Below are 14,528 nucleotides of genomic sequence, written 5' to 3'. Positions count from 1 at the left end.
TTTATAATGTATCCATTAGCAACTTGTAAATACGAATATTATAGCTTACTCGTATAATAGCGGTAATAAGGTCCGCGAGTCTCTACCAGACTGCCATTTAACGGTCTGACTACGAGTGATCCATTTTTGCGCGCTTTTTACATCATGTAGAAGCCGAAAGATCACTCGGAGAAGTCCGTTTATCTTTCGGCTTTTTTCTATTTTTAGGAGGATGAAAAATGAAACAATTAAAGGAAGCAATTTTGGAAAGAGGAACGGTTTTATCGACTGGTGTTTTAAAGGTGGATCAATTTCTTAATCATCAAGTTGATACTACATTAATGTCAGAAATTGGAGTGGAATTTGCACGATTATTTGAGAATGATCAGGTAACAAAAGTGATTACAATTGAATCATCAGGTATTGCACCAAGTTTTATGTGTGCGCATCAGTTACAGGTACCACTCATTTTTGCTCGTAAGAAAAAATCGTTAACGATGAATCAAGCAAATGTTTACTCTAGCCGTGTTTATTCCTTTACCAAGCAAGAATATTCCGAAGTGACGGTTTCAAAAGAGTTGATTGAAAAAGGAGACCGAGTCCTGTTGATTGATGATTTCTTAGCGAATGGGGAAGCGGCATCTGGTTTAGTGAGTATCGTTGAACAAGCCGGTGCAACTGTTGCAGGCGTAGGGATTGTTATTGAGAAATCATTTCAAGATGGTCGTAAAAAGCTTGAAGAAAGAGGTTTGCGAATTGAATCACTTGCAAGAATTGCTTCTCTAGTTGGTTCAACAGTAACATTCATTGATGAAACTGCTTTAGTAAACAACTAACGAAAGATGGGATGTTTTGTGAACCAGGTACATTACCCGTTATTTAAGAGGCAAGATGTAGATGCGTTTTTTGCACTCTTTCAAAATAATTTAGCTAATTTTGTTGTGATCACTGTCTCTTTACTAGCAATGGGCTTTTCAACGGACCTTGTGTTTGGAAGGATTATTCCAGGTGTAGCGGTTGCTGTTATTGTTGGTAATCTATATTATGCGCATATGGCAAAGCGTTTAGCAGAAAAAGAGAATCGGAGTGACGTTACAGCTCTCTCATACGGTGTATCCACGCCAGTGATGTTTGTCTTTTTATTTGGGGTAACGGCACCGGCACTCGCGTTAACGAATGATCACGAACTGGCTTGGAAAATTGCAGTTGCCGCTGCTTTCTTATCAGGACTTGTAGAAGCACTTGTTGCGTTCTTTGGGAACTGGGTACGTAAGCATACCCCCCGACCAGCGCTTTTAGGCGCTTTGGCCGGGGTAGCGTTTACGTTTGTTGCCGGTGAGATGTTGTTCTCTGTTTTTGAGATTCCAATTATTGGACTTGTTGCCATGGCAGTGATTCTAGTTGGTTTTGTTGCAAAAGTAGGTCTTCCATTTAATATTCCTGCTTCTTTATTAGCAATCATTGTTGGGGTTGTACTCGCTTTTGTACTTGGTTATCAAACGAGTAGTGACTTAACTACAGCGTTAAGCAATGTTGGTTTTTATCCTTTTTTACCTACACTTGCGGCTTTTGAAGGGATGACCTATCTATTTGGTGCACTTATCGGTCTTCTAGGAATTTTAATTCCTATTACGATTTATAATGCAATCGAAACAATGAATAACGTGGACGCCATGTCAGCTGCTGGAGATTCTTATGATGTGAGAGAATGCCAAGCAGTAGATGGCATTGGTGCGATGTTAGGTGCTTGTTTTGGTGGGATGTTCCCAACTACCGTTTATATTGCAACAGTTGGAGCGAAACAGCTTGGAGCTGGACGTGGTTATAGCATTCTAAATGCAAGTATCTTTGCCTTAGCCTCAATTACAGGGTTAATTGGCGCGTTTTCCGCACTAATTCCAATGGCAGCTGTTGCCCCAATTCTCGTATTTGTTGGTATGTCGATGATTGGGAGTACATTTGCTAATAACGCTCGTCGCTACTATCCTGCGATTGCATTAGCGATGCTTCCATATATCGCTAATTATATGATGACACGCTTTAATAACGGTGCACCAGAGGTTGTGGCTGGTATATCAGAAGGAATTGTCCCTCTCGGACAAGGAGCGATGTTTACGGCCATTATTCTTGGAGCCATCACGGTCTTTTTGATTGATAAAGATTTTTATAAGGCAAGTATATTCTCTCTTATTGGAGGACTACTCTCATTCTTTGGCTTTATGCACGCCCCTTCTCTCGCGCTAAACGCGGCATTTGACTATACGGTAGGGTATGTGATCATCGCATTATTCTTTCTGTACACAGGTTATCGTGAAGCAAAGAATACGGCTGTTTCTCACGAAAGTGAAAAAGTAGAAAAAGTAGCTTCATAAACAAAAAACAAACCCGCTGACAACGTCAACTGGGTTTGTTTTTTTTAGTAAAATCTTTATTAGTAAGTAATGTTTCGATGGTAACGATGAGAAAAGCTAATGCAGCTTGAGTGATAATAGGAATGGTAATGGTTGTGAAATTTTTTTCTAAAACATGTATGAGCGGGAACACGAAAAGAAATTGTATCGTAATTTCTGCTGTTTTCTGAAGTGGGTAGCCGTTTATTTTAGGAACAATCGTGTTGATCATTCCTTTTGTTATCATCTCAATAATAAAGCTACCAATAACAAAAAAGAGTACAAACCAAGCTAAAGCCCAAAGTGAATCATATTCTATTCCAAGTAAGTAAAACAGGCTGATTATGCCAAAGTAGTAAACGGCAAAGAAAAACCCAAAAACAAGGGATAAAAGTAAGCTAATACCTATAATGATGCTAAGGGACGGTTTTCGCATGGTTTAAACCTTCTTCATTTACACAGATTCAGTTGCCCGTAATTCGTTCGTAATTTCAATGGAACGGGTAGAAATAGTTGATGCACTAACATTGTATTTCTCTGCCAGAGCCTTCTGCGTTACCGAAAGTGGAGCGAATTCTTGTAGTGCGTATTCCATTGCAGCTGCGAAAGCTTCTGGCTTACGAATGGTCACTTTTTTCGCTGTTGTAAAAGCATACCATTTCTCTAATGCCAACTGCTCAATTTCTGGAGAGTGTTGGTCTTTTTTTAATCCTTCTAATAAAATTGTAGCCGTTTCTTTGACTTGTTCAGAAGACCATTGAAAGTCATCTGCACTTTTCACAACTGCTTCATTCTCTGCTAATAGAGAAGAAAGTAGCTGCGGCCATTTCGCTGTAAACGGATCGTCACTTCCATTGGATTGGAAAGCGTCAATTTTTTGCTTAATCTCGGCTGTTTTCACTGGACGATTGCTTATAACTGGACCGATGAACGTCATACTGATTTCACCTTTAGCAGGGAATCCAATAATGGTGGAGCCTGGTTCTACTGTTTCATTATGCTCAGAAGGGATGAGGTGTGTTACAGTCTCACCAGTAAATAAGTTGCGGCTTTCGCATTCTGTTTCATTGGTTAACGCTAAAACTTCAAGTACAGCTGGTTTCGTTTCTTTCCACGTCTCAATAATGTTTGCCGTTTGTGGGCGCTTGATTTTTCTAATTTTCGTTTCCAGAAAAGTATCATAAATGGTCTGCCCGTTCTCTTGTATCGGTCTATGGAATATGAGCCAAACGAGTAACATACTAGATAACGTTTCCGTTACGTTCTCTTCTACGTCTGGGTACACATGGTGGTAGCTTTGCACCCAATTTGTCAGCTCTTTTTGATATCTTGTAAAAGCTGTATAAAGCATTTCTGTTTCTAATTGATGAAGCTCTTGTGTGACGATTGCTTTCGATTCATTTTTTTGCATACAACATTTTTTATATTTCTTGCCACTGCCACATAGACAAGGATCGTTTCTTTTTAACATACATGTTCCTCCTTACGTCAACTTAACTAGTTTAACAGATTTTATTGATAAAAACAGGGGTTTACCACTGACATTTTTTGATTGCTCACCTTGATAATGGATAAGAAGCTATTTCGTCAAGGGAGTGAAAGGACACAGTTGATCGTACTAAACGGACAAGGTCTGAAAAATTACCTTTTGACAGATTTGCTTTTGTGTGCTAAATTAATTGAATACTCATACATAAGAAAACACTCTTTATATTGAGAAGTGGAGGGACTGGCCCGACGAAGCTTCAGCAACCTTTCTTTTAGGAAAAGGTGCTAATTCCAGCAAAGGAAACTTTGGAAGATAAGGGGGATGCGGTGATGTCGCATAAACCCTTTTCATTCGAAAAGGGTTTTTTTCAATTTCATAATCAAAACGAATCGGTGTAGCGTTTCGCTGCTTAAAAGGGGAACTTGGTGTAAATCCAAGACGGTCCCGCCACTGTGACGTACATTGTACGAAGTCAGATTGCCTGCCGAATCGTTCTGCTTAGCTCTACGCGGATCTAGAGAGGAGTGGAAATGTTGCCTTTAAAACTAGCTGTCTTGTCACTAGTGACTTTTTGGTAGATTTCCTATCCCTTTCTCTTGAAAGGGATTTTTTTATGATGAGTACAACTTTTTGAGGAGGCAAAAGAATGAGTAGTGTGAGAAGTTCAAGTTTGGGTTTTCCAAGAATTGGGGAACAACGTGAGTGGAAAAAAAATCTTGAAGCTTATTGGAACCAAAAAATATCAAAAGAGGATTATATAACGAAGCAAAAAGCGTTGCGCCTTGAAAATTTACAAAAGCAAAAAGATGCTGGACTTGATTTGATTCCTGTTGGCGATTTTACTCACTACGATCATGTGTTAGATACAGCGGTAGCGTTTGGATTAGTACCTGATCGTTTTTCATACGATGGTGGAGAAGTTGATTTAGATACGTATTTTGCGATTGCGCGAGGAAATGATAACGCCGTTGCTGCTGAAATGACAAAATGGTTTGATACAAATTATCATTATATTGTTCCAGAGCTAAATGGTAGTGAACCAGAATTAGTTCATAATCGTTGGTTAACGCTCATTGAGGAAGCAAAGAAAGAGCTTCATATTGTTGGAAAGCCTGTTATTTTAGGCCCTGTTACGTTTGTGAAACTGTCAAAACAGTATGGCAATCGTTCGTTTGTTGATCATGTCAGAAGTCTATTGCCACTTTATACTACAGTATTAAACGAACTTGCTAACGCGGGTGTTGAATGGATTCAAGTAGATGAGCCGATTTTAGTTGGCGATGTATCAGACGAGGAATGGTCCATTATTGAAGAAGCTTATGATTGGTTCGCAAAGTCTGCTCCCGATGCAAAGATACTACTCCAAACTTATTTTGAAGGAATTGGTGCGTTAGATCGTGCTACAAAGCTAGCTGTTGCTGGTCTCGGATTAGATTTCGTTTACAGTAATAGTTTGGAGCAATTAAAAGGAACTGACTTTCCGAAAGACAAGACATTAGCTGCAGGTTTAATTGATGGCCGAAACATTTGGCGTACCGATCTAACAGAGACTCATTCTATTGTGAAAGAAATTTTAACAGTGGTTTCTGAGGAACAATTAATTATTCAGCCATCATGTAGTCTTTTACATGTGCCAGTTACGTTAAAGCATGAACAAAAGCTTGAGAGTGATTTAAAAGCAGCACTTTCTTTTGCAGAAGAGAAATTAACAGAATTAGATCAAGTGAAAAGCGTCGTAAATAAGGAAAATGAACCTGAACGTTTACAAGCTGGTAAAGAGGCAATTGAAGCGTTAAATCAATCGGCAAGTCGTACAAATAAAGAAGTTCGCGAAGCGTTAGAACGAAGTAAGAAAGAAGATTCAAAGCGCGAGGTTCCGGCAAATAAACGGATGGAGCTTCAGCAAGAAGTGTTCCAATTTCCTAACTTGCCAACAACGACAATTGGTAGCTTTCCTCAATCCCCTGAAGTGCGTAAAACAAGACTACAATGGAGAAGAGGAGAGATTTCAAACGAAGCATATGAAGCGTTTATTAACGCAGAAATTAAGCGGTGGATTGACATTCAAGAGGATATTGATTTAGACGTACTCGTTCATGGAGAATTTGAACGAACTGATATGGTTGAGTTTTTCGGTGAAAAGCTTGGTGGATTTGAATTTACATCAAACGGATGGGTGCAGTCATACGGTTCACGTTGTGTGAAACCACCGATCATTTACGGAGATGTCTACTTCCAAGAGGAGATGACAGTAAAAGAAACCCTTTACGCTCAATCCTTGACAGAGAAACCGGTAAAAGGGATGCTAACGGGTCCTGTAACGATTTACAATTGGTCATTCCCACGTACGGACTTACAACCAGGCGATGTGGTGAACCAAATAGCATTGGCACTTGAAAAAGAAGTGCTTGCCTTAGAAAGTGCTGGCATTACAGTGATTCAAGTAGATGAACCAGCATTAAGAGAGGGATTGCCATTAAAAAGAAGCAAGTGGACAGATTACTTAAACCAATCAGTAGTGGCGTTTCAGCTATCTGTAAAGTCTGTTCAACCTGAGACACAAATTCATACCCATATGTGTTATTCGGATTTCCAAGATATTATTCAAGCGATTGATGGATTAGATGCAGATGTCATCTCTATTGAAATGTCTCGAAGTCACGGAGAATTAATTACTGCGTTTGAAGATTACACGTATAGCAAAGGCATTGGTTTAGGCGTATACGATATCCATAGTCCAAGAGTTCCGACAGAGGAGGAAATGGAAACAAGTATTAACCGAGCCCTTCAAGTGCTGGATCAGCGAATCTTTTGGGTGAATCCAGACTGTGGTTTGAAAACGAGAAAAGAACCAGAAACGGTAGAGGCGCTTAAAGCGATGGTAAAAGCAGCGAAGAACAAACGTAAGGAGCTTCTCGTTAAATAATAGCCTATTGAAAGAGGCTGGGACAAAAGTAGATAGACAGACCAAAATGACGAACATTCCTGAAAATAGGAACGTTCGTCGTTTGTTTTATATGGAAATTAACGGAAGGAGAATCCGAAGACTCCTGGGGGATCAACACGTGTCTGAAGACTCTGGAGTGGCGGTTTTCCACGGAGGAGGCTGAGGCCGTGTCCCCGGAAAGCGAAGGATTCTCCTGTAGCGGTGCTACTCAGCATATTTTAGACTATTCGTCTTTTCAAATCCTACTTTTCGTTATGTCCCAGCCTCTTTAGTTAGAACCCTGCACGGATCTACGCATTTAAATTAGTTGAATCAGTTGGTTTATCTCTATTGCTAGCGCTTCTCGCTCCTTCAATTCCAAGGAAGACACACATGACGAAAAGGATAAAGCAAATGACCGATAGCAAGTAGTTTTGCGCCATAAAGTTCGAGTAAAGCATGACAAGAAGAGCACTTGTTGTAACAATAAACATGAATACCATTGGAATGATCACGAACAATGCTTTTGATTTTGTTTTGACCAGCCACATCGTGACTGCTAAGAGTGCTAACGCACCAAGCATTTGATTGGCTGCTCCGAATAATGGCCAAACGGTTTGCCATGTTCCTGTTAAAGCGAGGGCCGTTGCACCAGTTAGACCAGCCACCGTAGCAAAATGTTTGTTCGACAACAGTTTCACATTGATGCTCTCACCAAGCTCCGATACAGTGTACCTCATTAAGCGTGTGGCTGAGTCAAGAGTGGTCATAAGAAAAGCAGAGGCAGCTAATGCTGTAAACGTTATACCTGCTTGAACAGGCAGTCCCCACGTATTCATGAACTCACCAATTCCTAATGAAAAAACGCTAATTGGATCGTTATACTGCGCCATTAGTGCTGAGAATTCGCCCATCGTTAAGTAAGCTACAGAACCGATTGCAATAATGGCAACGAATGCTTCAAGTAGCATCGACCCGTATGTGATAAAGCGTCCATTTTTTTCGTTATCCAATTGCTTAGAAGTCGTTCCAGATGATACTAATGAATGAAATCCAGAAATCGCACCACAAGCTATGGTAATAAATAAAATAGGAAAAAGAAAGCCTAGTTCACTATTGTAAAAACCAGTGAAGGCTGGCATTTGGATAGTCGGTCTCGCAATCAAAAGTCCTAAAAATGCCCCACCAATTAAGAAATACAACATAAATGAGTTCAAGTAATCTCTTGGTTGAAGCAACAACCATACAGGTAATACCGATGCTAGATACGCATAAATAATTAAAATAAATGACCAAGCCGTCGCGCTTAGCTCAAGCGGGAAATTCAATCCAAACCAAATGGAACCGATCATCGCGATGGACCCTAGGATAGTGGCGAGTACAAGATTCATTCGTACCTGGTTAACTAGTACACCAAACACCATCGCGACTGCAATAAATGAAAGGGATGCTGTTGCTGCACCTGGAAAGGATACAAAGGTATTGGCAACTAATATAACAAATACGCCTACAATTAAAATTAACGTAGCAATCGCAAAGGATAGGAACATTAGCTGTCCTCGTCGACCCATATACTCCTTAATGACTTCACCAATTGATTTCGCTTTGTGACGAACAGACGCTTGTAATGATGCATAATCATGAGTACCACCAACAAAAATGCTTCCAATGATGATCCAAATAACGGCAGGTAACCAGCCAAATACAATCGCTGCTATTGGACCAGTAATAGGACCGCCACCAGCAATAGTTGTGAAGTGATGACCAATAAGTACTGGTGTCTTCGTTGGAATGTATTCCTTCCCATCATAAAGTGTATGTGCAGGCGTTTGCCTACTACTATCTATTTTGAGTCGCCTCTCTAAGTATTTCCCGTATGTGAAGTAGGCAACAATTAGCACACCACCACAAAGTAGCATCAATGTAACAAAATTCATTCTAAAACCCCACCTTCTAATTCTCCGTTATTGACTCAATAAATGATTTAATAAACGGGTAGCCTTTCTTATTCATCGTGACTCTCTGATCAGGGAGGGAAAGAACCGCTAGATAGCGTTCGTACCAACCTGATTTTCCCCATTGAATAAATGAAACTTTTCTAGTCTTTTTCGCTTTTCTCTCTACTATAGGATCAGGTGAGTTGACCGTTAAGAATAGGCCAATATAAATGGATGACATATGGCTTGTGCGCTTGCTTTTATGTTGACGAATATACTGATCTAACTCTTGTTTGAATTGTTCGAATTCTTCAATCGTGGATGTTTTTGCCTCATATAAGAAGATGTGCTGATTATTTTCAACACTCCAGACGGTTACATTTTTTGTGAACATATACCGGTCATCACGACGGTAATAATGTGCACTGAACCGAAGTGGAAGGCTTTCCAGCTTGTCATTTCCGTATACGTCAAATTGATGCTTAAGCGCGTTCTCTAGTTGATTGATAAACCGTTCTGCCTTCGTAATTGACACCTCCTCTTAAAACTTGATTATAAGTGAATGCTTCTAATTATAAGGACGTTCACTTAAAAGTTCAATACTTTCTGTTAATTTAATTTCCTCATACGAAACGTTTTAAAAAACGATAGGAGGGAACAAACACCAAAAAGAGTGTTAGAAGGGAGTTAAAGAATGAAGCTGTATGTGAACGGTAACTGGATCGGGGAAGAATTGAAGCAGCTTGACATTACAAACCCAGCGAACGGTGATGTGGTGGATCAGGTACCAAAAGGAGGAGAAAAAGAAGCTGCACTTGCTGTAGATGCCGCTGCATATGCGTTTAAATCATGGTCAACACTGTCAACGTACGAGCGTTGTGAGAAATTGGAGTTATGGCACGATCATATTCATGAACAAACAGAAGAACTGGCAAAGTTGATGACACTAGAACAAGGAAAAGCCATTAAAGAAGCGCGCGGTGAAATTGGCTACGCAAATTCGTTCATTAAATGGTATGCAGAAGAAGGAAAAAGAAATTACGGCGAGACCATTCCTGCAACAACAAGTGATAAACGACTATTTGTAATTAAACAACCAGTTGGCGTTGTTGCAGCAATTACACCGTGGAATTTTCCAGCGGCGATGATTACACGAAAAATTGCTCCGGCATTAGCAGTAGGCTGTACAGCCGTTATTAAGCCAGCATCACAGACTCCGTTAACTGCTTTGAAACTAGCAGAACTAGCAGAAAAAGCTGGCATCCCAGCCGGTGTTATCAATGTCGTTGTAGGTTCTTCTAGTGACATCTCTAAGGTGTGGCAGGAAGATAAACGTGTCCGTAAATTAACGTTTACTGGTTCAACAGAAGTGGGTAAAAAGCTAATGAAAGACGCAGCAGAGACGATGAAAAAAGTGTCATTAGAATTAGGTGGTCATGCACCTGTTATCGTCTTCAAAGATGCAGACTTAGATCGTGCTGTTGAAGATACAGTCGCATCTAAATTTAGAAATGGTGGACAGACGTGCGTCTGTGCGAATCGAATATATGTAGAAGAGTCTATTGCAGAGACATTTACAGCTAAAATAAAAGATGCAGTTCAGAAGCTAACAGTAGGCGATGGATTAAATGAAGAAACAGATATAGGTCCGTTAATTGATCAAGATGCGGTTGATAAAGTATTGTCTCATATTGCAGATGCGGAAGAAAAAGGAGCAACGGTCGTTACAGGTGGTAAGAACACGGAGGGTCTTTTCATGGAACCAACTGTACTAACGAATGTAACGGACGATATGGCCTGTATGGTAGAAGAGACATTTGGACCAGTAGCACCAATCGCTACTTTTAAAGAAGAAGAGGAAGTAATTGAGCGAGCAAATGAGTCTATTTATGGCTTAGCTGCCTATGTGTTTACAAAAGATATTAATCAAGCCTTTCGTGTCTCAGAAGCATTGGAATATGGCATTGTTGGATTAAACGATGGTGGTCCTTCCGCTGCTCAAGCGCCCTTTGGCGGATTTAAACAGAGTGGTATCGGTCGCGAAGGTGGGAAGCAAGGAATGGAAGAGTATCTTGAAACGAAGTATGTGTCATTCAAGTTGTAAGAGAGATAGCCTTGGTTATAACCAAGGTTTTTTTCATTTTCTATTGAATTATAATTTATCTTAGTGTACTATTTAAGTAGAACACCGATACAGAGAGTGGAGGGGACAAATATGGCTGACTATCCTTTGCAAGTAAAAGGATTAAACAAATCATTTGGGAAAGCTCATATCATTAAAGACATGAGCTTTCAGTTACAGCGGGGACAAATCTATGGTTTCTTAGGACCTAATGGATCTGGTAAGACAACAACGATTCGAATGATCGTATCGTTAATTAAGCCGAATTCAGGAGATGTTCTCATTGAAGGGAAAAGTATTCAAACGGATCGAAAAGCGGCTTTAGCAAAAATTGGCGCGATTGTAGAAGATCCAGATCTATATGGTTACTTAACAGGGCAACAAAATCTTGAGCATTTTGCTAGGTTAAGCAATGAAACCATCTCTAAAGAGCGTATTCAAGAAGTGGTTGCTCTTGTTGAACTACAAGATGCCATGAAGAAAAAAGTGAAAAATTATTCTCTTGGTATGAAACAGCGATTAGGAATTGCGGTGTCTCTTTTACATAAGCCATCGGTTCTTATTTTAGATGAACCAACAAATGGTTTAGATCCTAAAGGCATACGTGATTTGCGCTTCTATCTACAAAGGTTAGCAAAGGAAGATGGTGTAACTTTACTCGTATCAAGCCATCAGCTGAATGAAATTGAAATGTTATGTGATCGAGCCATTGTCATTAAAAAAGGCGAAGTCGTTGATGAAATTTCTATGAACGAGAGTCAAACAATAGAAAAAACATTAACCGTGAAAATAGAAGCGAAGCCTGTACAAAGAGCTCTTGACCAATTAGCACCATTTGGGGCTGTTAAACAGAACGGAGATACACTGGAGCTTGAGAAACAATCCTATGAGGATATCCCAACAATCATTAACGCATTAGTAAAAGAAAACATTAAAGTGTTTGGTGTGACCTATCAAAATCGTCTAGAGGATGCATACTTTACGCTAACAGAAGAACAGGAAGAAGGTGTATCTTAATGGGCATTATCTATAATGAATGGTTAAAGTCTTGGTATGGTCGCAAAGTATGGTTATTTGCTCTTATTATGCTTCTGTTTATTGGTGGTGCCGTTGCACTCTTTCTATTTACTCAATCGAATTTAGGAAGCCCAATGGTAGCAGACGATTTTGCTGAAGTGAGTGTGTCTGTCTTTCCAACTTTCGTGATGTTATTTGGTGTAGTGCTGATTGCTGGAGCGATTGCAGGTGAATTTTCAAGTGGAACGGTTAAGCAATTACTTATTCGGCCAACATCTCGCCATGCGATTTTGTTTGGTAAATGGTTTGGGAATCTTCTACTCGCAATATTCATGTTAGTTGCTATTGTGCTATTGTCTACTGTCATTGGATTGATCGTGTTTAGCACAGAGGGCATGTCAACAGGTGAAACATTTAAAACGATTTTCGAGATGGCTATCTATCAGCTTCCGACACTTGTCTTCTACATGGCTCTAGCTACATTAATTGCCGTCTTAACAAAAAGTACAGCGTTAACGATTATTATTACGTTTGCACCGTTGTTCTTTAGCGGTATTTTGCAACTGTTTATTAGCCAGTATGAGTGGTCAAAATGGCTTATTGTCTCCCATATTGAATTTTTTAGTAACTATTATGATAGTGAAATAATGTTTGTAGAGCCACCATTTGAAAGTATGTGGGGTTCGTTAGCGTTTTTAGGCGCTCATATTGTTGTAATTCTTATTGCGGCTCATCTTGTATTTAAAAAAAGAGATGTGCTTTAATAAAAGAGTCAGGCGATTACTCCGCCTGGCTTATTGCTTTAGAAAGGGGGCTGTGGCATTTGTCTATTCAATTTGATCCGAACAAAGCCATTTACGCCCAAATTGTGGATTCCTTTTATCAACAAATTTGTAGCTCAGAGTTAATGCCTGGAGAAAAATTACCTTCTGTTCGTGAGACTGCACAAACGTTAAAAGTGAACCCGAATACAGTATCACGAGCGTATCAAGAAATGGATCGAGATAAAGTGACTTTTTCAAAGCGAGGGCAGGGAACGTTTGTAACCGAAGATCATACGATTATCCGAGCGTTAAAAGAAGCGTTAGCGAAAAAACAATTAACAGAACTAGTCCACTATATGAGGAAATTAGGTTATACCGATGAAACAATGATTGAGGCACTTACGAAAACAATAAGGGAGGTGTAAATGATGTATTCGTTTGAAGTAAAAGGTGTACACAAAAACTATGGGCGTAAACAAGTATTTACAGATATATCCTTCCGGTTTGATCAAAATCGTTTTATTGTGTTGCTAGGATCGAATGGATCGGGTAAATCCACCATGCTGAAACTTTGTGCTGGTTTAGCGCCATTTTCTAAAGGAGAAATTCGTCTTGGAGACGCGAGTAGTCGCATCGAACGTGCGCAGAATGCAAGCTATGTAGCAGAAGGAGTTGGTTATCCAGCTTATCAAACTGCAGCAACGATCCTTACTCAACAAAAAAAATTGTATCCTGAATTCAATCAAGAGCAAGCGCTACATTATTGTCATGAAGTGAGCGTGCCGACACAAGTAAAGTGGGGTTCATTATCCACAGGTCAACGCCACTTACTCGCACTTATTGTGGCAATCTCTACACAAAAACCATTTTTATTTATCGATGAATTGTTAGCGAATCTGGATACAACAAAAAAAGAGGCCATGCAGGGGATTTTAACTGATTTTCTTTTGGACGGTAATCGAACGATTGTAATGGCTACTCATGCGTATGAGGATGTTGAAATGCTTGCCGACGGTGCAATGTTTATTAAGGATGATGACGTGACAACAATAACCGATTTAGAAGGTTGGCGACAAGAACATGGCGCCTCGCTCCGTGATTTATTCGCAAGGGTGGGAAGAGCATGAAGGAATTTGTTTTTTTTCTAAAGAGAGATGCGCGCTTGTTAGTACCTATTAATGTCATTATTGCGATACTATTTACCATTATGCTCGTCGTTGCGAGTATTATTCGTATGCGTGTCGCTGAACCGTTTGAAGTAACGGGCATAACGGCAGTAACCGTATTGTTATTTCTTTACCTTGTATTTGCGACATTTTTCATTATTATTGAATCAGTTTGGCGAGAGTGGCGCTTAGGTATCCAACATCACTGGTATCTTGCTCCAGGGTCAATGTTACTAAAGCTGCTTGCTAAAATAACGGCAAACCTCATATGGTTATTTATGCAAAGTATTTTTGTAACGCTTTTTATGCTGTTGTTTATCTATTTCGCTGCAGAAAGTCACATTTTACAAACCGTTTTTGAGGAAAGTCGTCTTTTACTAAATTACCCACTCCAATTAGTTTGGATCACTCTTATCGCACCAGTATTGGGCATTCTTATGATTCTTTTACCTGTTTATCTATTTTTAGGAATAAAAACGTGGATGAAGTATGTTCTATTATTGGTTTATGGAATTTTATTTGTCGTTGTCTATCCGTATATAATGTTTAAAATCGAAAGCCATACTGAACCAGAGAGTGGAATTTTCTTTTTTGTAGAGCTAACGAGTAATGAACAGATGCTAATGGACGCTGGGTTGCTTTTTGTTCTTCTTTTTATCACGACTTATTTTCTAAAGAAGAAAATTGAGCTTTGAGCATTTGAATGTTTAGGCTCATACCGGTAGAATAGAAAGATCT

At 39.6% G+C, this 14,528-nt stretch carries 13 protein-coding genes and 3 riboswitches; of the genes, 9 read left to right on the top strand and 4 right to left on the bottom strand.

Annotated features, from left to right (window positions below; genetic code table 11):
- Positions 1-29: 29 nt before the first annotated feature.
- Positions 30-132, top strand: a riboswitch (purine riboswitch).
- A gap of 86 nt (positions 133-218) precedes the next feature.
- A complete protein-coding gene (locus tag BK583_RS14290; RefSeq protein ID WP_055737300.1) occupies positions 219-815 on the top strand; it encodes a xanthine phosphoribosyltransferase in 597 nt (198 codons plus the stop codon).
- An 18-nt stretch (positions 816-833) separates the two neighbouring features.
- Positions 834-2,351, top strand: coding sequence for an NCS2 family permease (locus tag BK583_RS14285; RefSeq protein WP_236702462.1), 1,518 nt, complete (start codon positions 834-836; stop codon positions 2,349-2,351).
- Positions 2,352-2,376: 25 nt separating this feature from the next.
- Here BK583_RS14285 and BK583_RS14280 read toward each other — a convergent pair whose 3' ends face one another.
- A complete protein-coding gene (locus tag BK583_RS14280) occupies positions 2,377-2,805 on the bottom strand; it encodes a YrvL family regulatory protein (RefSeq protein ID WP_038478447.1) in 429 nt (142 codons plus the stop codon).
- 18 nt (positions 2,806-2,823) lie between these two features.
- The gene (locus BK583_RS14275; RefSeq protein WP_055737302.1) at positions 2,824-3,840 is read right to left on the bottom strand and encodes an SEC-C domain-containing protein; all 1,017 of its coding nucleotides are present in this window, start codon (positions 3,838-3,840) and stop codon (positions 2,824-2,826) included.
- A 234-nt stretch (positions 3,841-4,074) separates the two neighbouring features.
- Positions 4,075-4,177, top strand: a riboswitch (SAM riboswitch).
- A 54-nt stretch (positions 4,178-4,231) separates the two neighbouring features.
- Positions 4,232-4,361, top strand: a riboswitch (cobalamin riboswitch).
- Positions 4,362-4,504: 143 nt separating this feature from the next.
- Between BK583_RS14275 and metE the strand changes: the two genes are divergently transcribed.
- Complete coding sequence (metE, locus tag BK583_RS14270) at positions 4,505-6,784, top strand: 5-methyltetrahydropteroyltriglutamate--homocysteine S-methyltransferase (RefSeq protein ID WP_055737303.1); 2,280 nt, start codon at positions 4,505-4,507, stop codon at positions 6,782-6,784.
- Between the two features lie 311 nt (positions 6,785-7,095).
- Here metE and BK583_RS14265 read toward each other — a convergent pair whose 3' ends face one another.
- Entirely contained in the window at positions 7,096-8,721 is a 1,626-nt protein-coding gene (locus tag BK583_RS14265; protein WP_055737304.1) for a carbon starvation CstA family protein, read from the bottom strand.
- A 16-nt stretch (positions 8,722-8,737) separates the two neighbouring features.
- Positions 8,738-9,256 carry a DUF8052 family protein gene (locus BK583_RS14260; protein WP_055737305.1) on the bottom strand — a complete coding sequence of 173 codons (519 nt, stop codon included), beginning with the start codon at positions 9,254-9,256 and terminating at the stop codon, positions 8,738-8,740.
- Between the two features lie 159 nt (positions 9,257-9,415).
- On the opposite strand from BK583_RS14260, the gene BK583_RS14255 reads away from it, so the two are divergent.
- From BK583_RS14255 to BK583_RS14230, 6 genes are all read left to right on the top strand, one after another.
- Complete coding sequence (locus tag BK583_RS14255) at positions 9,416-10,825, top strand: NAD-dependent succinate-semialdehyde dehydrogenase (RefSeq protein ID WP_055737306.1); 1,410 nt, start codon at positions 9,416-9,418, stop codon at positions 10,823-10,825.
- 111 nt (positions 10,826-10,936) lie between these two features.
- On the top strand, positions 10,937-11,860 hold the full coding sequence (locus BK583_RS14250; protein ID WP_055737307.1) for an ABC transporter ATP-binding protein: 924 nt from the start codon (positions 10,937-10,939) through the stop codon (positions 11,858-11,860).
- Positions 11,860-12,624 (top strand): ABC transporter permease, encoded by a 765-nt coding sequence (locus BK583_RS14245; RefSeq protein WP_055737308.1) that lies wholly within the window; start codon positions 11,860-11,862, stop codon positions 12,622-12,624. The genes BK583_RS14250 and BK583_RS14245 overlap by 1 nt, the downstream gene beginning before the upstream one ends.
- A gap of 59 nt (positions 12,625-12,683) precedes the next feature.
- Positions 12,684-13,049: a GntR family transcriptional regulator gene (locus BK583_RS14240; RefSeq protein ID WP_236702463.1), complete on the top strand. Its 366-nt coding sequence runs from the start codon at positions 12,684-12,686 to the stop codon at positions 13,047-13,049.
- Positions 13,050-13,751, top strand: coding sequence for an ATP-binding cassette domain-containing protein (locus BK583_RS14235; RefSeq protein WP_055737309.1), 702 nt, complete (start codon positions 13,050-13,052; stop codon positions 13,749-13,751).
- Positions 13,748-14,485: a hypothetical protein gene (locus tag BK583_RS14230; protein WP_055737310.1), complete on the top strand. Its 738-nt coding sequence runs from the start codon at positions 13,748-13,750 to the stop codon at positions 14,483-14,485. Before BK583_RS14235 ends, BK583_RS14230 begins: the two co-directional genes overlap by 4 nt.
- Positions 14,486-14,528: the final 43 nt, after the last annotated feature.

This window comes from Shouchella oshimensis (assembly GCF_002019765.1).
Taxonomy (GTDB): domain Bacteria; phylum Bacillota; class Bacilli; order Bacillales; family Bacillaceae_D; genus Shouchella; species Shouchella oshimensis.
The sequence above is the reverse complement of the archived record's forward strand: the minus strand, read 5'-3'. Positions and strand labels throughout refer to the sequence as shown.

Bases quoted from the DNA above. Each gene is read 5' to 3' on its own strand.
- metE (WP_055737303.1), top strand. From the start codon at position 4,505: ATGAGTAGTGTGAGAAGTTCAAGTTTGGGTTTTCCAAGAATTGGGGAA.
- BK583_RS14290 (WP_055737300.1), top strand. From the start codon at position 219: ATGAAACAATTAAAGGAAGCAATTTTGGAAAGAGGAACGGTTTTATCG.
- BK583_RS14280 (WP_038478447.1), bottom strand. From the start codon at position 2,805: ATGCGAAAACCGTCCCTTAGCATCATTATAGGTATTAGCTTACTTTTA.
- BK583_RS14230 (WP_055737310.1), top strand. From the start codon at position 13,748: ATGAAGGAATTTGTTTTTTTTCTAAAGAGAGATGCGCGCTTGTTAGTA.
- BK583_RS14255 (WP_055737306.1), top strand. From the start codon at position 9,416: ATGAAGCTGTATGTGAACGGTAACTGGATCGGGGAAGAATTGAAGCAG.
- BK583_RS14265 (WP_055737304.1), bottom strand. From the start codon at position 8,721: ATGAATTTTGTTACATTGATGCTACTTTGTGGTGGTGTGCTAATTGTT.
- BK583_RS14275 (WP_055737302.1), bottom strand. From the start codon at position 3,840: ATGTTAAAAAGAAACGATCCTTGTCTATGTGGCAGTGGCAAGAAATAT.
- BK583_RS14235 (WP_055737309.1), top strand. From the start codon at position 13,050: ATGATGTATTCGTTTGAAGTAAAAGGTGTACACAAAAACTATGGGCGT.
- BK583_RS14245 (WP_055737308.1), top strand. From the start codon at position 11,860: ATGGGCATTATCTATAATGAATGGTTAAAGTCTTGGTATGGTCGCAAA.
- BK583_RS14250 (WP_055737307.1), top strand. From the start codon at position 10,937: ATGGCTGACTATCCTTTGCAAGTAAAAGGATTAAACAAATCATTTGGG.